17 protein-coding genes and 1 other RNA gene are annotated in these 22,138 nt (G+C 43.2%); 4 read left to right on the forward strand and 14 right to left on the reverse strand.

Annotation, left to right across the window (positions count from 1 at the left end; all coding sequences use genetic code 11):
* Positions 1–83 precede the first annotated feature (83 nt).
* A complete protein-coding gene (locus CTER_RS20845) occupies positions 84–791 on the reverse strand; it encodes a LytR/AlgR family response regulator transcription factor (protein WP_004629042.1) in 708 nt (235 codons plus the stop codon).
* 439 nt (positions 792–1,230) lie between these two features.
* On the opposite strand from CTER_RS20845, the gene CTER_RS27780 reads away from it, so the two are divergent.
* Positions 1,231–1,644, forward strand: a complete 414-nt coding sequence (locus CTER_RS27780) for a helix-turn-helix domain-containing protein (protein ID WP_004629126.1) — start codon at positions 1,231–1,233, stop codon at positions 1,642–1,644.
* 228 nt (positions 1,645–1,872) lie between these two features.
* Here CTER_RS27780 and cysS read toward each other — a convergent pair whose 3' ends face one another.
* The 5 genes from cysS to CTER_RS20870 all read right to left on the reverse strand — a co-directional run bounded on the left by cysS (position 1,873) and on the right by CTER_RS20870 (position 5,983).
* Positions 1,873–3,258, reverse strand: a complete 1,386-nt coding sequence (cysS, locus tag CTER_RS20855; protein WP_004629007.1) for a cysteine--tRNA ligase — start codon at positions 3,256–3,258, stop codon at positions 1,873–1,875.
* Positions 3,259–3,335: 77 nt separating this feature from the next.
* The gene (gene epsC / locus CTER_RS20860; protein WP_004629194.1) at positions 3,336–4,052 is read right to left on the reverse strand and encodes a serine O-acetyltransferase EpsC; all 717 of its coding nucleotides are present in this window, start codon (positions 4,050–4,052) and stop codon (positions 3,336–3,338) included.
* 274 nt (positions 4,053–4,326) lie between these two features.
* Positions 4,327–4,539, reverse strand: a non-coding RNA gene (gene ssrS, locus CTER_RS27785) — 6S RNA.
* A 169-nt stretch (positions 4,540–4,708) separates the two neighbouring features.
* The gene (locus CTER_RS20865) at positions 4,709–4,963 is read right to left on the reverse strand and encodes a putative Se/S carrier protein (RefSeq protein ID WP_004629072.1); all 255 of its coding nucleotides are present in this window, start codon (positions 4,961–4,963) and stop codon (positions 4,709–4,711) included.
* 126 nt (positions 4,964–5,089) lie between these two features.
* Entirely contained in the window at positions 5,090–5,983 is an 894-nt protein-coding gene (locus tag CTER_RS20870; RefSeq protein ID WP_004629241.1) for a DNA-3-methyladenine glycosylase family protein, read from the reverse strand.
* A 286-nt stretch (positions 5,984–6,269) separates the two neighbouring features.
* Between CTER_RS20870 and CTER_RS20875 the strand changes: the two genes are divergently transcribed.
* Positions 6,270–7,046: a DUF6062 family protein gene (locus tag CTER_RS20875; protein ID WP_004629030.1), complete on the forward strand. Its 777-nt coding sequence runs from the start codon at positions 6,270–6,272 to the stop codon at positions 7,044–7,046.
* A 251-nt stretch (positions 7,047–7,297) separates the two neighbouring features.
* Here CTER_RS20875 and metA read toward each other — a convergent pair whose 3' ends face one another.
* From metA to CTER_RS20900, 5 genes are all read right to left on the reverse strand, one after another.
* Positions 7,298–8,218, reverse strand: coding sequence for a homoserine O-acetyltransferase MetA (gene metA, locus CTER_RS20880; RefSeq protein ID WP_004629146.1), 921 nt, complete (start codon positions 8,216–8,218; stop codon positions 7,298–7,300).
* Between the two features lie 457 nt (positions 8,219–8,675).
* Entirely contained in the window at positions 8,676–9,956 is a 1,281-nt protein-coding gene (locus CTER_RS20885) for an O-acetylhomoserine aminocarboxypropyltransferase/cysteine synthase family protein (protein ID WP_004629016.1), read from the reverse strand.
* Between the two features lie 313 nt (positions 9,957–10,269).
* A complete protein-coding gene (locus tag CTER_RS20890) occupies positions 10,270–11,427 on the reverse strand; it encodes an MFS transporter (RefSeq protein ID WP_004629255.1) in 1,158 nt (385 codons plus the stop codon).
* Between the two features lie 30 nt (positions 11,428–11,457).
* Positions 11,458–12,645, reverse strand: coding sequence for an MFS transporter (locus tag CTER_RS20895; RefSeq protein ID WP_004629141.1), 1,188 nt, complete (start codon positions 12,643–12,645; stop codon positions 11,458–11,460).
* Positions 12,646–12,738: 93 nt separating this feature from the next.
* Complete coding sequence (locus tag CTER_RS20900; RefSeq protein WP_004629004.1) at positions 12,739–13,638, reverse strand: GGDEF domain-containing protein; 900 nt, start codon at positions 13,636–13,638, stop codon at positions 12,739–12,741.
* A gap of 612 nt (positions 13,639–14,250) precedes the next feature.
* On the opposite strand from CTER_RS20900, the gene CTER_RS20905 reads away from it, so the two are divergent.
* Together CTER_RS20905 and CTER_RS20910 are read left to right on the forward strand one after the other, a co-directional pair.
* Positions 14,251–16,401 carry a glycoside hydrolase family 3 C-terminal domain-containing protein gene (locus CTER_RS20905; protein WP_004629212.1) on the forward strand — a complete coding sequence of 717 codons (2,151 nt, stop codon included), beginning with the start codon at positions 14,251–14,253 and terminating at the stop codon, positions 16,399–16,401.
* Positions 16,402–16,604: 203 nt separating this feature from the next.
* Complete coding sequence (locus CTER_RS20910) at positions 16,605–17,459, forward strand: AraC family transcriptional regulator (protein WP_004629068.1); 855 nt, start codon at positions 16,605–16,607, stop codon at positions 17,457–17,459.
* Positions 17,460–17,767: 308 nt separating this feature from the next.
* Here the strand turns inward: CTER_RS20910 and CTER_RS20915 are convergent, their stop codons facing one another.
* The 3 genes from CTER_RS20915 to CTER_RS20925 are packed head-to-tail and all read right to left on the reverse strand — an operon-like array spanning position 17,768 to position 22,098.
* Entirely contained in the window at positions 17,768–19,060 is a 1,293-nt protein-coding gene (locus CTER_RS20915) for a Ger(x)C family spore germination protein (RefSeq protein ID WP_004629124.1), read from the reverse strand.
* Positions 19,044–20,174, reverse strand: coding sequence for a GerAB/ArcD/ProY family transporter (locus CTER_RS20920; protein WP_242835043.1), 1,131 nt, complete (start codon positions 20,172–20,174; stop codon positions 19,044–19,046). The genes CTER_RS20915 and CTER_RS20920 overlap by 17 nt, the downstream gene beginning before the upstream one ends.
* The gene (locus CTER_RS20925; protein WP_004629104.1) at positions 20,146–22,098 is read right to left on the reverse strand and encodes a spore germination protein; all 1,953 of its coding nucleotides are present in this window, start codon (positions 22,096–22,098) and stop codon (positions 20,146–20,148) included. Before CTER_RS20925 ends, CTER_RS20920 begins: the two co-directional genes overlap by 29 nt.
* Between the last annotated feature and the right edge of the window lie 40 nt (positions 22,099–22,138).

The raw sequence follows: 22,138 nt of genomic DNA on the forward strand, positions 1-22,138 counted from the left end.
AATAAACTTCATGCTATTGGATTATTTCATTCCTGTTTTCTGCGTTGACTTATTTTCATTTAACCCGCCGGCAATATATGAATTCAGGTGTTACAGACTACTAGCCTGGTGGAGAAGTACCTTTCCAGCACCTTTTCCCTGTCAGGCAGAAGTATGGGTATCTCCCTGCCGTTTTTTATTCCAAAGGATTTGATGTTAATTTTAGATATCGAATCAATATTTACCAGGTAACCCGGATGACATCTTATGAATTTGCTGCTCTCCAGCTGCTTTTCCAGCTCATCCAGGCTCGAGCCGGTCTTTATGAGGTAATTTTCGGTGTGTATGATGCTGGTGCCGTTAAGGTTTTCAATATACCTAATGTCCTGCTGAGGCACTTTTACACGGGTTTTCTCGGATAAAACCTCCAGACTGCGGTTAAAAATATATTTTGAGGAACGCCTCAGGCAGGATCTTACACTGCCCTCTTCCAGAGGTTTGACAAGATAATTTCTGATCCCCAGCTCATAACCTTCCTGAAAATTTGTTTCCATATCGGTAATTAAGACCAGGATAGCCCCGGTATCAATTGAGCGGATTTTTTTAGCCCCTTCCATATTCTCCAGCCCGGAATGGTACAGATCTATGAATACCATCTGATAGGAATTGGCCGAAAATTCCCGAAGCAATTCCTCACAGCTGCCATATACATCAATGCGGCAATCCCAGGATCGTTCGGAGCAATACTTTCTTATATAACAGGATAAAATATCCCTGTCTAGCAGAATACGGTCACATATTGCAATATTCATGTTTGCCCTCCTAAATCAAGCTGCGTTTAATGTTATAATACCGGTTAACCAATTAGCATAACATGTTAATTTAACATTATACATTACTTTTACTTTTATGGAAATAGCATACATTAACAATATTTTCCGCGGCATATCCCGGCAAATAATGCGCAGGGTGCATAAGGAAGCAAGCGTCAATTGCGCGAAAAATAGTGATATTGACAGCCAACAGACAAAAATGTTTTGCATATGAATAGCCTAAAATATGTTATCGCAAAAGACAGCAAATAAGCACACCATCATTGTGAAAAATGTAGCCGCAGAATGTAATCATAGATAGAGAAATACACTGTTTCCATGTGTTGCAACGTGGAGTTGCATATATTCCAGTTTCATTTGGTGGATTGCAACTAACGTAGATGCTAAGATTAGGTAATTGAAGAAGGGAGGGTTTCTTATGACGTTAGGTGAAAAATTACTATATCTCAGAAAAACTAAAGGTTTGTCGCAAGAGCAATTAGCGTCAGAAGTCACAGTTTCCAGACAAGCAATTTCTAAATGGGAATTGGGTGAGTCTATACCAGATACAGAAAATATTATCCAGTTAACAAAAATATTCGATGTTTCTGCTGATTTTTTACTTAATGAAGAAATCGATATTCCAATTGGGGCAAGTGCTAATGAGGAAACGGAGCAAGATGTAATAGATTTAATGCTTAAAAATGAATTGCAAGATGATTCTGATAAATTAGCACTGAAAATGTATAAAATCCGGACAAAAGATAAAGGTCAGTTTAAATGGCTTTGGCCATTGGCGTTATTTGGAACCATTGTAATTTTAATCGGTATCTACTATTTTTTCTTTCGATAAGAACTTTGCTGTCCATGATGGTATATGAAAAAGCCGTCATTTTGCAGATGATACTTTGCGGTCAAATTTAGAAAGTACGGTCAAGCGGCGGCTTTGAATCAAAAAATCAAAGCTGCCGCGTTTTACAACAAGGACTTAAACAAATCCGTTTAAAGCACCGGTTTGTTTAAGTCCTATGATTTGTTCATTTTATATTATATAGACTATTACTATTACACCTGCATTCCCTTACAAAAACCTAACCTTTGGTCCTGCTGCCGTATCCTCCACAACAATTCCCATGGCTTTCAGCTCATCCCTGATTTCGTCGGAACGCTTCCAGTTTTTCTCGGCTCTGGCCTGCTGCCTTTCGTCCACCAGCTTTTGAACCTCGGGACTTATTTCCGGGCCGTTGTCCTGGATTTTCTTTTTGCTTAAATCAAAACCGAAGATTTTATTCATTCTGGTCAGAAGCTCAAATATCTGCGGCGATTTCTTGCCGTATCTTACGGCATTCCAGGCTATTCCCAGGGCTTTGGGTATGTTCAGGTCATCATTTACCGCTTCTTCAAATTCACGGAGGAATTCATCCATTACGGCCGCATCAACCTGCTCTTTGCCGTCCTTGTGTGCCAGCGCTCCTTCAACAAACCTGTCATAGGATACCTGGGCCGACTGCATAACCTCCCAGGTGAAATTGAGCTTGTTCCTGTAGTGTGCATTCAGGCACATATATCTGAATGCCAGCGGGTCAAAGCCCTTCTTTTCCAGATCATCAATGGTATAGGTATTGCCCAGGCTCTTGGACATCTTTCCGTTATTGACCATCATAAACTCACCGTGCATCCAGTAGTTGACCGCAGGCTTGCCCAGCAGTGCCTCCGACTGTGCCAATTCATTTTCATGGTGTACCGGGATATGGTCCACTCCGCCGGTGTGAATATCAAAAATATCACCCAGATATTTTCTGCCCATTGCGGAGCACTCTATATGCCAGCCCGGATATCCCATTCCCCACTGGCTTGGCCACTGCATGATATGCTCTTTTGGAGCCTTCTTCCAAAGGGCGAAATCAGCTGGGTGATGTTTTTCTTCATTGACCTCCACCCTGGCACCGGCTATCTGATCCTCAAGGTTTGCCCTGGAAAGCTTTCCGTATCCCTCAAATTTCTGTATGTCAAAATATATGCCGTCGCTGGTCTCATAGCCAAAACCCTTGTCTACAAGGCCATTGACAAACTCCAGCATTTCGGGTATGTGCTCGGTTGCCTTCGGTACAATTTCAGGAATCTCCACATTGAGAGCCTTAATGTCCTTCATAAACACGTCTGTATAGTGCTCTGCTATTTCCCAGGGGGTTTTTTTCTGTTCACGGGCTCCCTTCAGCATTTTGTCTTCTCCGTCATCCTCATCGGATACCAGGTGGCCCACATCTGTTATATTCATTACATGCTTCAGGGAATAACCGTTATATTCCAGAACTCTTCTTAATATATCCATGAACACGTAGGTTCTCAGATTGCCGATATGGGCAAAATTATATACGGTAGGACCGCATGAATATATTCTTACCTCTTTATCATTTATTGGCTTAAACTCTTCCTTTTTTCTTGACAGTGTATTATAAACCTTCATCCTTGCCCTCCATCCCGTGTTATACACGCGGTAATAAAAATTTCTGTTACAGCAGCTTTTTATATTTTTATCTATGCTTATTTTTCATGCTTATTGTCACTGTGCCTGCTTTCTTTCCCTTCCCTTGCCTTCATATCCGCGTGCGAACCTTCATCCCCGGATTTGAAACACTGCCGCTCCACATGCTGAATTCTACTTTCCAGTCTGCAGATTTCCTGTGAAATCGGGTCTGGCATATGTATCTGATCCAGCGATTCGGAAGGACTGATAACTCTCCTGTTGCCTTTCTTGACGGTTCTCCCCTTAACTCCGACTACGGTTGAGTAGGGTTCAACCTCAAAGGACACAAAGGTATTGGCACCAATGGTCGAATTGTCCCCGATTTTAAAGGGCCCCAGAACTTTGGCGCCCGCACCTATTAGGACATTGTTCCCCACAGTGGGATGGCGCTTTGCTCCCTTATCCTTGCCTGTTCCCCCCAGGGTCACTCCGTGATAAATAGTACAATAGTCACCAATCTCGGCCGATTCACCAATTACAACACCCATACCATGGTCAATAAACAGGCCTTTGCCTATTTTTGCACCGGGATGGATTTCAATTCCTGTAAAGTGACGTGCAAACTGCGATATAAATCTGGCTGTGAAGAATCGTTTCTTCCTGTAAAACCAGTGTGCCACCCTGTGATAAACCAGCGCGTGAAAGCCCGGGTAAAGCAGTATTACCTCCAGGGTACTTTTGGCGGCAGGGTCCCGGCTTGCTATTAATCTGGCATCATCAAGTAATTTGCCCATATTTTCGTCCTTTATATATATTGTTTGCAGCTATAATGCTTGCAGTGTTATTCCCTATACAGTATATTCCGGTAAAAATGCCCTGATACATGGCTTATTATTCATATCTGTTCTCTATATCTATCTATAGCTTTTTCAATCCGCATTTAAAATATCAGGATAAGTACGGCATTAGTTATAGACATTTTAACAGTTTTGAAATTCTATGTAAATAAGGAGTGAGCTAACTTTTTTGGACAAAGCGAAGGGGCATTTCTGCCCCCTATGCTTTTAAGTAATTCCCAAAATGGCGTCCCCAGTATTTTGACACCTAGCCCAAGCTAGGTGGGTGTCCCGGTGGCATTTTCAGTCTTCCTTCGCCGTTGCACAACGTTCACGCCGTGTGTCGGAATTAACCAAGGCCTGACATAGAATACCAGACAGCAGACTCCCTTATTACAGATGTAGGTTCAAAATAAAAGGTTTTATTCGCTCATTTCAGGATATCTTATTAACTTGGAAAAGATAAGCCTGATGTGACTCAAATCCTATCATTCACTGCGTTTTATAGCCCTATTATAACACCTGTAACATACATTGTAAAATATTTTAAAAAATTGTATGGGTAATCTATCTCCTGCTATCTGCCGTTATCTTTCTCATAATGAATCTCTTTACTATATTCTCTGATACCTGTTTTTTGTGAAGCCCGGTACAACCCTGTAAAAAGCCTTTACAGGCGTATGGCACTCAACTGCCACGTTTCTTACAACAGGGAGATACTCTTCCGGAAATTTCAGGCACAAACCACAGCCGCCTTTAGCCACATTACATGGAGTCGAAACTATATCGAATTTTAGACCTTTCCTTTCAAGAGCAGATTCCAGCTTATATACATAATTACCCGTTTCCAATACTGCTATGCACTTCATAAAAACCACTCCATCTGCATAAAAAATTATTATATGTGCCCTTATTTTGCTGTGAAGCTACTATTGCTGTCATACTACATAATATAGAAGCGATGGATAAAAAGTTCCGTACGAAGCAACCGCATATTATTTTCGGGGGGACATCCCTATCCTGTTCAGCCTTGCATGGTAAAACAGGTACTGCTGGGCATACCCTGTCAAAGCTCCAAAATTATCTCCGGCATACTGCTGTATTTCCTTGAGACTGGCTTCCCTTTTCAGGTACAGCTCCTCCATGACTCTTTTTACCCAGACATCGGTGGGAAAAACATCAAATTTCAAGCCGCTGAACAGCAGGATGCAGTCGGCTACCTTCGGGCCCACTCCAGGGAACGTCATAAGTTCTTTTCTGGCGGCTTCGGTTTTCATCTCCATAAGCCTGTCCCTGGTGATATTTCCAGCCTTCATCAGCTGAGCGGTCTGATAAATGTATTTACACCTGAAGCCGGCCCTGCACTGTTGTATTTCCTCCAGCGAAGCCGCCGACAGCTGTTCAATTCCGGGAAAGCTGTAGCTGGAACTGCCGGCCTCGATGCAATCGCCCTTCAGCATGGAAAGTGTATCCACGGTTTTCATTATTCTCGGTATCATATTGTTGGCTGAAATGATAAAGGAAATGAGCATCTCCCAGAAGTCCTGCCGCAGCAGCCTTATTCCGTAACCGGTCTTTATGGCCTCCCGCATGACTTCGTCCCTCTCCAGGACTGCCTTTATCCGGGAATAATCGGTCCCCAGATCAAAATAATCAAACCAAATATCCATAAAGTCCTGTATTCCCGAGTTTTCTATATACAGCGTCTCTCCGTCAAAGCTCACCCTGGCCGCTCTGCCGTTGACAATCCCCCTGTAGCTTCCGTCGGGCTGTTTGATCCACCTGAAGCATTGTCCGCACTCAAATATATGCGTCAGATCAAAATCCTTTACATTCCCCACCCTCAGGCAGCCGCCTTTTTCTTCTAACATATAACCCTTGTAATTCATGAGTGTTCTCCTTTTTAACCCCTTTTACTATTAGTTCTTACCCATATGTTTTTTGTTGAATCAATTTTTCTCTGAATGGATTGCGGTATCCGAACTGTCAATAAAGTGATATAATTCATTATTGTAATACAACAGGTCGAAGCGGGCAAATGTCAAATAATACTGCCCGGTTCAAATATGATTGAAATATGGTTTATAATGGCATATTTGCCGGACAAATATGGATTGATGGCTTAATTAATTTATAATTTATAGTTTAAGTATAGTTATAGGAGAAACATATCTTATGAAGGAAAAGATTTATACCCTGCCTGTTACAGACGCTTTTGCAGTGGAATGCGAATGTCCGCTCTGCGTCCTGGAGAAAAAACTTGAGGAGGAAAGTGTTGAATATGCACTGGGACCTGCTCTCATGGAACCTGACAAACGCCAGGAGACCAATGAACTCGGGTTTTGCCGCACTCATTTCGAAGCCATGTACAACAAACAGTCCAACCGCCTTGGACTGGCTCTGATGATCGATACCTTCCTCCAGGAAAAAAACAAAGCTATGAAAAAACTTTACGACAGCAAGGCCGAAGCCCTGAATAAGGACGCCTCCACAGGTCTGGTAAAAAACCTGTCCAACAAGCTGTCCTCGAAGCAGACCGATACCGAAAAACTTGTGGCCGAGCTGGTATCACAGCTGGACAACATCGAAAAAAGCTGTGCCATATGCCGTAAGCTTGAACACACCATGGACAGATATATCGATGTTGTTTTTCACCTGTATTTCAAGGAACCTGATTTCAGGGAGAAGTTCCATTCAAAAAAGGGATTCTGCCTGAAACATTTGAAGCTGCTGCTGTCCTCTACCAAAAAATACCTTAATGCCAATGAGACAGCAATCTTTACTAAAAATTTAATGGAATTGCAGCTTGCCAATATGGATCGGATCGAGAAGGAAGTTGACTGGTTTACCAAAAAATTCGACTACAGGTACAATGATGCCCCCTGGGGTAATTCAAAGGATGCGGTAATCAGAAGTATTCAAAAAATAAGAGGAAATAGTGATTTAAAATAGTAACATTTTATTATGTCCGGAAATATTATGTAAAGTAGATAGAGTATTTCTATCTACCCTATGAGCACCCAAAAAGACTGCTACCCCATCCCCATCCTGTACCGGTCCTCCCCCTGGCACAGCAATCAATGTCGCAATAACTACACTACCAGGGTGTCCGGGTCTTCAAAGTGAATCGGCGGACACCAGATGAAAAAGATATGGATTGTTAAAAACTTTTAGGTGCTCATAGGTAACAATATTCTTCCGGCTCACTTGCCTATCTTTGTCAAATCGTACGGAGTTTCCTGGTACACATAATAGTTCAGCCAGTTCAGGAATAAGAGATTCGCATGTCCCCTCCATCTTACTATAGGCTGTTTGTCCGGATCATCGCCGGGAAAATAGTTTTTGGGCACCTCTATTTCCAGTCCCTTTTCCACATCCCTGACATATTCGGCCTTAAGCGTAAGCGGATCGTATTCGCTGTGTCCTGTTGCAAATATGTGTCTTCCGTCCTTTGAGGCTACGAGATATACCCCCGCTTCTTCGGACTCCGACAGGATTTCCAGCCCGTCCACCCCGGAGATATCTTTCTTTCTTACCTCGGTATGCCTTGAGTGAGGTACATAGAATATATCATCAAAGCCTCTGAGCAGCTTGACATGCTCTTTACTCTTTGTGTGGGGGAATACGCCGAAGATTTTGTTCGGAATATCATATTTGGGAATGCCGTAGTGATAATACAGGCCGGCCTGTGCACCCCAGCATATATGAAGCGTGGAGTAGACATTCGTGAGGCTCCAGTCCATGATGCGGGTCAGTTCCTCCCAGTAGTTCACCTGTTCAAAGGGTATTTGCTCCACAGGAGCGCCCGTTATTATCAATCCGTCGAAATGCTCGTTCCGGATTTCATCGAAGGTTTTGTAGAACTCAAGGAGATGCGCCTCCGGTGTGTTTTTTGGTATATGGGATGCAGGATACAGCAAAACCGTTTCTATCTGTATTGGTGTATTTCCTATTAGTCTCAGCAGCTGTGTCTCTGTGGTTATTTTTGTTGGCATCAGGTTTAATATGACTATTTTAAGGGGCCTTATATCCTGATGGTATGCCCGGTCCTCAAACATGACAAATATATTTTCTTTGTTTAAAATTTCTGCTGCTGGTAGATTATCAGGTATTCTGATTGGCATATCAAGTCCCACAGGCCTTTCCGGCTCACAATAGTTTTTATACAGCTTTCGCACTTACCGTGAGCCGGGTAAGGCGTCAATTGCACATGCTGCGTTTTTTCAGTGTCACGTTGCTTCCGGCGGCTAAGGGCAAAGCCATTAAAGTGTTTATCCGGCCGTGCATCAGCATTTTTAAACACCGGTTTCCCACTGAACGTAGTAATATAAATTATATATTTATGAAATGAAATGTCAACCACAAAGAACAAAGTCACTGCACAAGTTATGCCCCAATAACAAAAAGAGCTGCCGCAAAACCGGGCAAAAGCCATACACGATTGATATTATCATACAAGTACGCTTCCATATGACGAAGCATAGTTATAATATCTTTCATATGTATTTCATTTGCTTTGGTTTTGCAGCAGCCTTATTATGGGAACTATATTATGGATAAATCTACATTATGGCAGCTGTGTCATTTTATTTTTTCCAGGGCCTGGTCAAGGTCATATATGAGATCGTCGGCATCCTCTATCCCCACGGACAGGCGGACTGTGTTGGGTGTAACGCCCGACTCGGCAAGATCCTTTTCAGACAGCTGTGAATGAGTGGTTGTGGCAGGGTGTATGACCAGGGATTTTGCATCAGCAACATTTGCAAGCAGTGAGAATATTTCAAGACTGTCAATGAATTTCTTCGCCTCGTCTATCCCACCCTTTATTCCGAAGGTGAATATTGAACCTGCTCCCTTTGGAACGTATTTCTGCGCCAGCTCATAGTATTTGTTGCTCTTGAGGCTTGGGTAATTAACCCACTCTACAAGAGGATGATTTTCCAGATGTTCAGCGATTTTCTTTGTATTGCTGACATGTTTTTCAACTCTCAGGGACAGGGTTTCAAGTCCTTGAATGAAAAGGAAGGAATTAAAGGGGCTGATTGCCGCACCTGTGTCTCTTAAAAGCTGCACTCTCGTTTTTGTTACAAAAGCAACTCCGCCCAATTGTGAATACACCACTCCGTGATAGCTTTCATCAGGCTGTGTAAAGCCCGGGAATTTGCCGCTGGCAGCATAATCAAATTTGCCTCCGTCAACTATTACTCCCCCGATTGAAGTTCCGTGTCCGCCAATAAATTTTGTTGCCGAATGAATTACCACGTCGGCACCGTATTCTATGGGTCTGACCAGATATGGAGTCCCGAAAGTATTATCAATTAAAAGAGGGATTCCGTTTTTATGTGCAATGTCGGCTACCGCCTCTATATCTATTATATTTGCATTTGGATTTCCGATGGACTCGATGAATATGGCCTTTGTCTTGTCATTTATCGCCTTTTCAAAGTTCTCCAGGTCATCGGGATTTACAAAGGTTGTGGTTACACCATACTTTGGAAGTGTCACGGCGAACAGGTTATAGGTACCGCCATATATGGTGTTTGCCGAAACTATGTTATCTCCTGCACCTGCAATATTTAAAATTGAATAGGTAACCGCCGCCGAACCTGAGGCTACAGCCAGAGCAGCAGTTCCGCCTTCCAATGCCGCTATCCTTTTTTCAAAAACATCATTGGTAGGATTCATTATTCTCGTATAGATGTTTCCGGATGCTCTCAAACCAAATAAATCTGCTGCGTTGTCGGCATCCTCGAATACATATGATGAAGTCTGGTAAATGGGAACAGCTCTGGATCTGGTTGTTGGATCTACTTCCTGCCCTGCATGTACCTGTAAAGTATCAAAACTTAATTTTCGGCTCATATGGCCACCTCCTATTTAATTCCTAGTATTACGATAAGTTTAATATATATTGATAATACTATACCTTTGTTTACCATTTAAGTCAATACATTTATTTGATTTATTTTTTGCTTTTCATGCCGGAATTTGAATTTAAATTTCATCTTCTAGTTTTCTATATATTTTGATTTGATATTCAATGGCAGCATAATTTTTATTAATATCGAAAAAGACAATTGAAATATATGTGAGTACTATTTAATAGCGCAGGCGCACCATTATAAACAATAACTCATTTATTGCAATTGTCTTTATGTAAAATTTCGTTATTCTGTTATTCCGCTGTCCTTTTGTTTTTGAAGACTGCCAGCAATACGACAACCAACACCAGCGAAAATGCCGGTACAGCTGTGATATACCTGGCCCCCCAATTGTCAACCACCATGCCCGAAATCCATCCCGCAAGCACAGCCCCCATAGATCCGAAAGCCATTGCCAGGGCCAGAGCACTGCTGCTTTTTTCGCCTGTTATCCGTGTCATCCAGGTCACCAGCAGCGGGTAAAAAGGTGCACATGCAAAACCTGATATTCCGATCCAGATTATTGAAGCTGTCTGACCCGAGAAAATAACGCAGGTCAAAGCTACTACAGCCAGAATCCCATGCGCTATAAGGATCCGGGACATATTATAGCTTTTCAGCAGCCTTACTGAAAGAGATCTTCCTGCAAACATCGAAACCCAGATAAGGATACTCGCCAATATACCTGAAACCCTCCCATAACCCTGGTTTTCAAAAAATACCGGTGCAAAGCCCCAAATACCTATCTCTGCTCCCACATACAAAAACAGTGCCGACGGCGCTATCAAATATGACGGTGTTTTCAGGGCTTTAATATATATTGAAATAGTATTCTTAAAAGATAGCTGGTTACCGGTCTTCTCATCCCTGTAGCCCGATGTTATCAATGCCACCATCAGGCACAAACCTCCCACCAGGTAATATGCATATCTCCACTTACTGAACAGGAGCATAAAAATCAACAGCAGCATAGGGGTCAATACAGCTCCCACAGTAAAAAACATGTTTATGAATGCATTATTTTTTTCAGCGTTTTGTTTGTCATAGCCTGTGGCCAGAGATATGAGCGCATTTTGGGTGATACTTCCAAAACCCCCGATCAGCAGGACTCCAAGGACAGTCATCCAGTATTGCGATGCTGCTCCGAACAAAAATGATGCAAAAGCCAGTATTCCAAAAGACAGGCTCAAAATTCTAAGCTTTCCGAATTTGTCCAGTAAAATTCCGCCCAGGAGTACGGCTATTGTAAAGCCGAAATACTGGATACTTACCAGACTTCCCTGCTGTACCGGGGTCAGACCGATTTCCTCCTTCAGTCTTGGAAGGGCAAGCCCTGTGGAGGATAATATCATTGCCATTAAAATCATTTGATTGCACAGCAGTGCCATACCTGCTTTTTTCTTCTGCTTCATAAATATCCCCTTATATGCTGCGAATGTATATTATTTGAGGTTCAGGCCGGTGCCGGCTTTCTCTCCGGAATTGACTCTCTCCTGCTTATATTGCATTGCCACAAAAATTCCTGCCAGAGCCACTGCACCTATGGTAATGAATCCCCACTTTATACCGATCCCATCCGTCAGTGCTCCGACCACGGTCGGCCCCATGAACATACCCAGACCGTATATTGCCTGAAAAACACCCATGGCAGTTGCCCGTTTGTCACCGGGTACATTCTGTATGCTGAGTCCCATAAGCAGCGGGAAAACCGTTCCCGTTCCAAAGCCTCCTAAAAGCTGTGAAACAGAGAGCATGGCCAGATTATGCGAAAAGGGTATTATACAGCAGGAAGCCGCTGAAATTATAAGACCATAGATTATTGTCCTGCGTTCCCCAAGCTTCCGGGCAAAGAAGGAACCGCTGAGCGCAGAGCCTATTACCCCCGGAACTGCCGACAGGGCTGTAAGCATGGCAATCTGAAATTCCGAAGCCCCCAGATTTTTTGCCACAACCGGAGTAAAACCATAAATTGTTGCAAAGGATACAAACTGGCAGATTACACCGATTGCCGCAACCGTTTGAAAATTGCCCTCCCGGACCACCGTGAGCAGTTCTTTGACCTGGGCTGGTTTCCTTTCCAGCTTCTTTTCCGAAATGCCAAAGCTCAAGAGGAGACCTATTGCAGCGATTATCAGGGATACAAAGAATGTAGCCCTGACGCCGAAACCGTCTACGATGAACCCTCCTGAAACCAGCCCCAGCAATATCCCTCCGTTACAGAAGGCATTTAATATCCCCACTGCTTTGGTTGCTTCGCTTTCATCAAAATAGCTGGAGTAAAGTACTGTAAATATGACCCAGAACGCAGAAGCAACTCCTGAAAAACTTCTGAAAACCAGAATAAGCATGGGCTGATCATATAAATACAAGCCTGCCGAAGATATTACCAGTGATAAAAACCCAAGGCTTATAAATATTTTTCTTTTCCCCAGCCTGTCGGAAATAATGCCGATTGGCACTCTGAACACCAGCTGACCCACTCCATAGCAGCCTAATATTAGTCCCACCATCAGGTATGACGCCCCCAGTGATTTTATATAAGTCGGCAGTACCGGTGAATATATGTACGTAGAAAACCAAAAAAGTGCAGTAACAGTATATAACAAGTGTATTTTTACATTCTTGACCATAGATTTATCTCATTCCCATATGCTGTAAATTTAAATGTGCAATAGAAGTAACAGTATAAATGATAACACAAATAATTAAATAACAAAACAAAATCACCATTCCACCCTGTTCCTTCCATTTCGTTTGGCCAAAAGGAGATTCTTGTCGGCTTCCTCAATGACATCCTCATAATTATTGTCCTTGGTATATATTCTGCAGCTCACTCCAAAGCTTGCAGTTACCTTTATTTCATGTTCCCCGCTCACAATTGCCCTGCTTTCAATTGCCTTTCTCATGCTCTCGGCAATTTCAACCGTCATTCGCAAAGGCGCTCCGGGAAGGCACACTAAAAACTCCTCCCCGCCGTACCGGGCCAGCCAGTCGGTATCTCTTCGGATGCAGGACTGGATAATTCCGGTCAGAGTCTTCAGTACCATATCCCCTACCAGATGTCCATAGGTATCATTGACTCTTTTATAATGATCAATATCAATCATTATTACCGACAGCAGTTTTTTATTGACGATGGATGATATCAGCTCTATGGGAAGTTTCTCGTTGATATACCTTCTGTTATATATCCCTGTCAGGGCGTCTCTTACAGCCAGATTGTTGATATTGTCTATCATTATGAGCAGCTCTGTTATGTCACCGCTCAATTTGTTTTCGAAAATCAAACTGTCGGTAGCATCCTTCATGAGTTCAACCACCACCCGTCCTTCCTTCAATTCCACCGGCACAGCAGTTGTCATAACAATTTTATCCGGGTTATATTCTATTTTTACAAAGGATTTATTTTCTATATAAGCGCGCATGGAAATACAATTTTTACACACAGTTGTGTTTCCCCAGAAGGTGTAGCATTTTATTTCTTCAGCTTCGGTATCTATCTCATTCTTTTCATTTACATTTATCACTTTTGAATTTACAGGGTCCACAAACCTTATATGCTCGTACATATTGCGTATAATATCCAAACAGCCCAATAACTGCTCAAAATCTTTTTCCTTCATTTCGTCACCTCCCATCTTTTTTTATAGCAGCCGCTTTTTCGATACACATATTTTAACCATATACTGCGACAATATTTGACCCGGCTTTTGTTTTTGAAAAAATTAATAAGTTTTTTAGACTTGAAAGCAGTGCTCCCGGCCGGTATTAATAAATGGATTGCCCCCGAAGAACTTGCCTGAAATAGTAAGGCTTACTCAAAGCACCTCTCAGCCGTCGCAGCAACTCGACCATCCGGGTCTCGAGTGCTGCTCAAATTGACATCCTGTCAATTTCCCGGCATGATGTGCTTTGAGTAAGCCCACAAATTTCAAGCAAGCTCTTCTGATCAGGCAATCCATTGATTAATACCAGCCTCGCGCACTGCTTAAAAAGTGTAATGCTGTTATTAACATTTTTTTAAAAAATTTTTAGCTTACAGTCCACAGCATGAAATGATTAATATTGGACAAGAAATGAAATGCCATATAAAAATAACTGGGATATATTATTAATTAGTGAATAAGGTAAAATTAGCAGTATTCGCCTCTCAGCGGATACGGGAGCAAAAAAATTTTTATAATATTTATGGCTGCTATGCGGCTCAAAGCCATAATATGGCTTAGGAGGTTAATATGACTCACGAAAAACCGGCTTACATGAATGAAAATTTAAGTTTTGAGGAACGTGTCAAGGATCTGGTATCCAGAATGACTCTTGAGGAAAAAACATCTCAGATGCTCTACAATTCCCCGGCAATACCCCATTTGGGAATACCTTCCTACAACTGGTGGAACGAGGCGCTGCACGGCGTTGCCAGGGCCGGAACAGCAACTGTTTTTCCGCAGGCCATCGGTATGGCTGCAACTTTTGATGAGGATTTGATCTTTGAGATCGCCGACGTTATTTCCACCGAGGGAAGGGCAAAATACCACGAATTCCAGAGAAGAGACGACCATGACATTTACAAGGGTCTTACCTTCTGGTCACCAAATATCAATATCTTCAGAGATCCCCGCTGGGGCCGCGGCCACGAGACCTATGGCGAAGACCCGTATCTCACCGCCCTGCTTGGCATTAAGTTTGTTGAGGGCCTCCAGGGAAACGACAGCAAATACCTGAAAACTGCGGCCTGCGCCAAGCACTTTGCCGTACACAGCGGCCCCGAGGGAGAGCGTCACAGCTTCAACGCGGTAGCCTCCAGGAAAGACATGTATGAAACCTACCTGCCTGCCTTCAAAAAACTGGTGCAGGATGCAAAGGTTGAAGCTGTAATGGGTGCCTATAACAGAACCAACGGTGAGCCCTGCTGCGGAAGTAAAACCCTGCTCCAGGACATTCTCAGGGACGACTGGGGCTTCCAGGGACATGTAACCTCGGACTGTTGGGCAATCAAGGACTTCCACGAACATCACATGGTTACAAAAACAGCTCCCGAATCAGTTGCACTGGCTGTCAACAACGGCTGTGACACCAACTGCGGTAATATGTATCTGAACCTGATGATTGCATACCAGGAGGGCCTCATTACCGAAGAGAAGATAAACGAATCGGTCACCCGCCTGATGATGACCCGTATGAAGCTGGGTATGTTCGACAGGGATGAAAAGGTTCCTTTTGCAGATACCCCTTATGATGTGGTTGACTGTAAAGACCACAGGGCTCTTGCTCTTAAAGCTTCAAGAGAATCTCTGGTGCTTCTGAAAAATGACGGTTTGCTTCCTCTTAAAAAGAACGGCTTGAAGTCCATTGCCGTCATCGGTCCCAATGCCGACAGCAGGGATGCCCTCATGGGCAACTATTTTGGAACTCCGTCACAGTATATCACAGTATTGGACGGCATCCGCGAAATACTGCCCGACACTGTCAGAATAAATTATTCCCAGGGCTGTCACCTGTACAAGGATAAAGTTGAAGGCCTGGCTATACCAAACGACAGAATCGCCGAAGCCGTGGCTGCAGCCGAGAAATCAGATGTTGTCGTACTCTGTCTCGGACTTGACGCCACCATTGAAGGTGAAGAAGGTGATGCAGGAAACGAATATGGGGCAGGCGACAAATTCGACCTGAACCTTCCCGGGCTGCAGCAGCAGCTTCTGGAGGCAGTAACGGCTGCCGGCAAACCGGTCATCCTTGTGCTGCTGGCAGGAAGTGCCCTGTCTGTCGCCTGGGCTGACAAAAATGTGCCGGCCATCGTTCAGGCATGGTATCCCGGTGCTCAAGGGGGAAGGGCTATCTCCCAAATGCTTTTCGGAGAATTCAGTCCCTGCGGCAAGCTGCCTGTGACCTTCTACAGGACAACCGAGGAACTTCCCGATTTCCATGACTACTCCATGAAAAACAGGACTTATAAGTATATGGAAAATGAAGCACTTTACCCATTCGGCTATGGTCTGGGCTATACCAGCTTCGAGTTCAGTGACCTAACCCTGTCCTCGGATAAAATCAAACCGGGAGACAGTATTACCTGTACAGCTAAAATAAAAAATGCAGGAAGTGTGGAAGCCAGTGAAGTTGTACAACTTTATCTGAAGGATGTTGAAACCAGTGTCACTGCTCCCAGATGGCAGCTCAGAGGAGTCCGGAAAGTAAGTCTCAAGCCCGGAGAACAAAAAGAAGTAAGTCTGACTTTGACAGCGGAGGATATGCTGCTTGTAACCGATGAAGGCGATTCCGTTCTGGAGCCCGGGATCTTCGAGGTCTATGTCGGCGGAAGCCAGCCGGATGCCAGAAGCGTCAGCCTGACAGGCTGCAAGGTGCTGAGAGGCTGCTTCGAATTGGCATAAAGCCAGAAACAAAAGTGGCAAAAACATAAGTTGACGCGTTGTGCTAATTAAAGTTTTGTTTTACTTTACAGATAAATTTAATTAGCACAACGCGTCAGGTTAACTTCCCATACAATATCATGCCGGAAAATGATATACTTGATATGACTGCTTGTCTTATTCCAAACAAGTAATATAGATACACTGTATGGAGCCGCATATTTATGTTTGTTGAAGGTCTGCACGAAAAGAATATATTTTCAGGAGAAATTCCCTTCAGGTTGGAGGACAACACTCAGGTGGATTTTACCTACCCCGTTCACTGGCATCCCGCTGTTGAACTTCTTTATGTTGAAAAAAACACACTTAACATCAATGTCAATAACAGCGAAATCGCACTTGATGAGGGAGATATTCTGTTCATTGCAAATGGTGATACTCACGGATTTTCAAATAAGAACAACCATGGCAGGAGGTTTTTCATCCAATTTGAGACATCAGCCTTTAATGCTCTGGGAAGCAATACCGTTATCAAGCCCCTCATATCCAATACCATCAGAATATCCAGGCAGGAGCTGCCGTTCTATAATGATCTGAAAGTCCATATATTAAGTATAATTGACAGTTACAATAAAAAGGCTTTTGGTTATCAGCTTTTTTTAAGTGCCAGGCTCTATGACATTTTGGCCATTACTTCGAATTATGTCATGGATAGGGTAAAACCCCAAAACAGGACCGATACAGTGAAGAAAATTCAGGGGCTGGACAAGCTGTCCGAAGCCTTTAAGTTTATCGAGACAAACTACATGAATGACATTTCACTGGCAGATGTGGCCAGGGCAGTGGGCTTCAGTGAATTTTACTTTTCCAGGATCTTCAAGGACATTACAGAAAAAAATTTCAGCCGTTACTTGAATGAATACAGGATCAAGCAGGCTGAACATTATTTGACAAATTCAAGCATGTCGGTAGCTGATATCGCCTATACCGTCGGTTTTAACAGTATCGTGACCTTTAACAGGTCCTTTAAGGCCGTAAAAGGCTGCTCCCCTTCCACCTATAAGAAAATAGGTATTTAATTATAAATGTAATTATTAAATTAGATTTCTCAAATTCCCGGTCATATCCGTATCAGGACCGTTACCGCTCAAAAAACATGAATGCAATTGGAATTAACGTACCTAAGACCGATATTAGTATAACTCCAACGCTTCCAAGTCTTTTATGGTCATCCCTCCATAGACTTACACCATAGGTGAGGCTGTAGTACCCTGCCATCAGCATGAAAATAGAAAGTATATAAATCAAATCAATCACTCCGTCTTCCGTAATATAAAACTTTTGCAGACAGCCGCCAGCTGTATTTCCTTTGTCTTTGCAATTTCTGCTACTTGTCGGTCACCCTGGAGGATTTCCACATAAGCCCGGTCCTCCGGATATTTACGTTGGCTTTGACATTGACTCCGGCTTCCTGAAAATGTGAGTTCCAGTTAAATTTTTCCCACTCTCCGATATTAGAGAAATAGCCTGCGAATTGTTGTCCGAAACCGAAAATATCGGATTTATACTGGTTCTGGACCTTTCCGATTACCTGTGTTACTCTTTCCTGGATATATTTTTCGGCGTCATCATTCAATTTTTCAATTTTGTTCCTGTCTTCATAATCTATTCTGCTCTGTATTGAGCCTATATCCGCCTCCAGTTCAAGACTCACACTGACAACAGGCCGTCCTTTTTTAAAATAGCCCTTTATGACAGGCTTCCTGCTGAGCCGGAAATCCATAGGAATAACATACTCTGGTAATTCCTCGTCCTGAATATCTATTATCCCTCTCTTGAATTTCCCGGTAATCATAAGAAAATATCTCGTCTCTTCGGAGTTCAGTGTTCCCACCATCTTATCCCCTTTAAATACGGCAGTACCGGCGAATTCCCTTTTTGCAACACCGGATCTGGGAATTCTCCCTGGCTCATACCCATTGTCAAGGTTTAGAGGCGATTCCGTTTTTTGTTCCCCTTCCGGCAGCTGCTTGAAATCGTTGATCCCGCTGTATGCGGTAAAACCCTGCTCATACGTGGACAGCAGTGCGGTATAAAAATTATAGAAGGTGACCCTGGGAAAGAAACTTGTATTGTCTGCCTGAACAGACATCAGCTCCATTGCCTTGGACAAGCTTTCACCAATATTTGACGTATTGTTTTGAATATAATCCTGTGCGGGCCCCTTTACCACCGCTATATTAACCACTCTCCTCGCCTGTCTGAATCTTGCCAGCGGAGCTAAAAAAGGCTGTATTCCCTCCTTGACCAGGTCCTCGGACAGTATTAAATTTTTCATGTGCATCAGGGATACTCTTCTCGATACAGCCATTCCGTACATATCAAGGGCTTCCAGAATGGATGGGGCCTCGATGGTGTGAATGTTAGTTCCGGCAGCTTCATTGGAGCCTTCCATCCCTCCGCCTCCGGCCTTCTTATCCTGTCCTCCTCCGCTTCCTCCTCCCGAGTTCTTGTACGTGGGATATTGAATGGTAACCCTGATTTTATTTGTTATTCCCTTATCAAGGCCAAGCACCAGTGCATAAACCTCGTCATCCACCTCAACGGCATCATAGCAGGCAGTGGAAACAGAGCCGATGAACAGACAGACTATTATTAATAAACTAATTCTTTTTACCATGGACAATATCACCCCTTTTGCGGAATATTACTGCAATAAACAGTATCATTACAGGTACAAGATATATAAAAAAGCAGCTGTACTGTCTGATGAAATGAATATTTAATTGAACTACCTCGGACATATTCTTCGGAATGAGAGCCACCATAAACAATAAAAAGCTGAAGGGAAATATCAGCGGCCTGTGCCCAGGGATTCTAAAGGCCTTGGTATATATGTTTATGGATAAATAGAAGGCTATTGCCACCGACACCAGCGAGGATATAACCCAGGCAAACAGAAAGATCGACTCCAGTCTCTGCACAAATCTATTGAAATAAATAGCTCTTGATAATTCAAAAAGTCCGGACAGGTTTTCCCTTCCCCCTGTATATGTGAAGGCCAGCACATTACATAGCAGGTTGCTGCTGAAGGTGATACCTGTTATGATTATGCTGGAATACCCGGCCCTTTTGAAGGTTTTCAGTCCATGCATGGAATTTATCATAAAGGCCAGTATGACCACTTCGTCATATGCTGAGCACCGCAGCAGACCTGTGACTACTGTCTCTTTTAATCCATATCCAAGATATGGTTTCATATAATTGATATTATAATTCGGACTTGCCAGCAGCAGTATAACAAATAGTGCAACAATGACCGGAATAAAAAAGATTCCCGATATGCGTGCAATCCCTTCCAGGCCATAATAAGCCACTATGGCGCACACTGCTATAAAAGCGAAAACCAATAAGCTTGGCGGTGAATAAGGAAGGTTATATGCTTTTATCATCTCTACGAACTCCCTGAGACTTGAGGCAGCATAAAACAAAAGGTATGCCGAAAACACCAGAGACAGCACCTTTCCGCTAAACCGCCCCAATACTGCTTCGAATATCTGCGTGATATCCTTATTGGGAAAGCGTTTCATCAGCATATATATCAAAGAGAACATCACAAGAGTTGTCAGACAGGAAACAATAGTGCCAATCCAGCCCGACGTCCCCTCAATGTCAATGATTACAGATATGCTGGTATAGAAAATCTTTGTTATCATCAAAGTTGAGGTAATGCAGATTGCCTCATAGGTTCCGAAGGCGCCTTCCCTATTCCTGATCGTCGTCATCTTCTTCATCCTCCTCATCCTCAATGCCTTCCCCACTTTTCCCGCTGCCCTTTTTTTCTCTTCCTTTTATCTCTTTGCCGCCTGTTTCTTCGCCTTCTGTTTTGCTCTCCCGTTTACCCTCCTGCTCTTCCTCATCGGAATCCTCAGCCGGAGCAGGTGCTTCTTCAACCCATTTTCTTGACACTTTCGACTGTCTTGTGACGTCCAAAGGATTTACATTCTCCGGCCTGAATTCCTGCATCCATATGGGCCTTCTTATAACAAGATCGTTACTGTTACTGACTTTAGGGGCAAAATAGGTTAGCATGGGAACACCAAAGGATTTGGTACATGCCAGCATAACAGCTCCCACTACTATGCCCAGGGAAATACCGTAAAAACCCAGAAATGCTCCCAGTATTATAAAAGCCAGCCTGGAAATTCTGGCTGCAAAAGCTACACTGAAATCGGGAACCGCAAAATTCCCCAGACCCGTTATTGCAACGATTATGATGAGGACAGGGCTGACCAGGTTGGCCTGAACTGCCGCCTGTCCCAGTATAAGTGCTCCGATGATGCCTATGGTATTTCCTATAATTCCGGGTATTCTGATGCCTGCTTCCCGGATGAGTTCAAAGGACACTTCCATCAGCAGAACCTCGATAATAGTTGGAAAAGGTACATTTTCACGGGCTTTTGCAATTGCAATCAACAGGTCGGTGGGTATCATTTCTCTGTGAAAGTTTGTTAATGCAACATAAAGTCCCGGTATAAAGGTTGCAATAAATAAGGCAAAAATTCTGATAATTCTCAGGAGTGTTCCGTATTGCCACCTCAAAGTGGTGTCTTCAGGTGTGTGAAGCATTGTTGCAATACTTACAGGCACTATCAGCGCAAATGGCGTGCCGTCTGCAATGATGGCAGCTTTGCCCTCTATAAGGTGGGAGGCTGTTCTGTCAGGTCTTTCCGTGGACAGAATGGTCGGAACTATTGACCAGGTATTTTCTTCAATAAACTGCTCCAGCATTCCGCTGCCGGCTATAAAATCGGTTTTCAGACCTTTTATCCTTCTTTTTATCTCCTCTACTATGGCCGGATTAATTAATCCGTCAATGTACATCACTGCACATTGGTTTTGATTTCTTGCACCTATCTTCAGAAATTCCGTTGACAGATCCTTGTTTTTTACAATACGCCTGACCAGGGTTACATTGGTGCGCATATTTTCCGTGAAAGCTTCCTGGGAGCCCCTTACGACTCCTTCGGTTTGGGGCGTACTCACAGCACGCCTTTCATACCCCTTTGTCTCACTGGATACGCAGTAATCACAGCCTTCAACAAACAAACATGTATTTCCCACAAGGATCTCGTATATCATTTCCCCGGTTTCAGAAATTTTTGTGGCCTGGTTTGTTTCAAGAACTTCCCGGAGAATCCTGTCCAGGCTGCAGTCCTCCTCTTGAAATTCCTTTTTTATCATAAGGGGTTTAATAATAAAATCGTTTATGGTAATCCTGTCTGCCATACCGTCAATATATGAAATGAAAGCTCTGAGTCTGCCCCCGACAGTGAATTCCCGGATGATGATATCCTTGTTTTTTTCAGCATTAAAGGCCTTTTTAACAAGCTCCATATTCTCATCAATATCTCTTGAAATCTCTTCAGCAAGTATATTGCCATCGTCTTTATTCACAACTTGATATTTTTCCCCGGATTGGTCTTCCCTGGCTGTTTCTTTATTTTTGCCTTTAGACTGTTCCTTTGTCTTTACCTTTTTTATCATTGACACCGGAGTCGGCTTTATTATTCCCCTGACCTTATGCTCTACTCCCCTGATCTTTCTGGCCTGTCTTTTCTCCTCTTCTGTCTCAGGGATGTAAAAACTCTCCTCTTCTTTTGGTTTTTTATAGGTCAAAAGCGAAAACAGGCCCGGAATACCTCTCTTTTTAGCCATAATTTCCTCCTTATTGTAAGCAATGGTGTGTATTAATATC

This window comes from Ruminiclostridium cellobioparum subsp. termitidis CT1112 (assembly GCF_000350485.1).
Classification (GTDB): domain Bacteria; phylum Bacillota; class Clostridia; order Acetivibrionales; family DSM-1351; genus Ruminiclostridium; species Ruminiclostridium termitidis.

What these genes read in the sequence shown, in the direction of transcription:
- CTER_RS20845 (WP_004629042.1), bottom strand. Translation starts at nt 791, where the DNA reads ATGAATATTGCAATATGTGACCGTATTCTGCTAGACAGGGATATTTTA.
- CTER_RS27780 (WP_004629126.1), top strand. Translation starts at nt 1,231, where the DNA reads ATGACGTTAGGTGAAAAATTACTATATCTCAGAAAAACTAAAGGTTTG.
- cysS (WP_004629007.1), bottom strand. Translation starts at nt 3,258, where the DNA reads ATGAAGGTTTATAATACACTGTCAAGAAAAAAGGAAGAGTTTAAGCCA.
- epsC (WP_004629194.1), bottom strand. Translation starts at nt 4,052, where the DNA reads ATGGGCAAATTACTTGATGATGCCAGATTAATAGCAAGCCGGGACCCT.
- CTER_RS20865 (WP_004629072.1), bottom strand. Translation starts at nt 4,963, where the DNA reads ATGAAGTGCATAGCAGTATTGGAAACGGGTAATTATGTATATAAGCTG.
- CTER_RS20870 (WP_004629241.1), bottom strand. Translation starts at nt 5,983, where the DNA reads ATGAATTACAAGGGTTATATGTTAGAAGAAAAAGGCGGCTGCCTGAGG.
- CTER_RS20875 (WP_004629030.1), top strand. Translation starts at nt 6,270, where the DNA reads ATGAAGGAAAAGATTTATACCCTGCCTGTTACAGACGCTTTTGCAGTG.
- metA (WP_004629146.1), bottom strand. Translation starts at nt 8,218, where the DNA reads ATGCCAATCAGAATACCTGATAATCTACCAGCAGCAGAAATTTTAAAC.
- CTER_RS20885 (WP_004629016.1), bottom strand. Translation starts at nt 9,956, where the DNA reads ATGAGCCGAAAATTAAGTTTTGATACTTTACAGGTACATGCAGGGCAG.
- CTER_RS20890 (WP_004629255.1), bottom strand. Translation starts at nt 11,427, where the DNA reads ATGAAGCAGAAGAAAAAAGCAGGTATGGCACTGCTGTGCAATCAAATG.
- CTER_RS20895 (WP_004629141.1), bottom strand. Translation starts at nt 12,645, where the DNA reads ATGGTCAAGAATGTAAAAATACACTTGTTATATACTGTTACTGCACTT.
- CTER_RS20900 (WP_004629004.1), bottom strand. Translation starts at nt 13,638, where the DNA reads ATGAAGGAAAAAGATTTTGAGCAGTTATTGGGCTGTTTGGATATTATA.
- CTER_RS20905 (WP_004629212.1), top strand. Translation starts at nt 14,251, where the DNA reads ATGACTCACGAAAAACCGGCTTACATGAATGAAAATTTAAGTTTTGAG.
- CTER_RS20910 (WP_004629068.1), top strand. Translation starts at nt 16,605, where the DNA reads ATGTTTGTTGAAGGTCTGCACGAAAAGAATATATTTTCAGGAGAAATT.
- CTER_RS20915 (WP_004629124.1), bottom strand. Translation starts at nt 19,060, where the DNA reads ATGGTAAAAAGAATTAGTTTATTAATAATAGTCTGTCTGTTCATCGGC.
- CTER_RS20920 (WP_242835043.1), bottom strand. Translation starts at nt 20,174, where the DNA reads ATGAAGAAGATGACGACGATCAGGAATAGGGAAGGCGCCTTCGGAACC.
- CTER_RS20925 (WP_004629104.1), bottom strand. Translation starts at nt 22,098, where the DNA reads ATGGCTAAAAAGAGAGGTATTCCGGGCCTGTTTTCGCTTTTGACCTAT.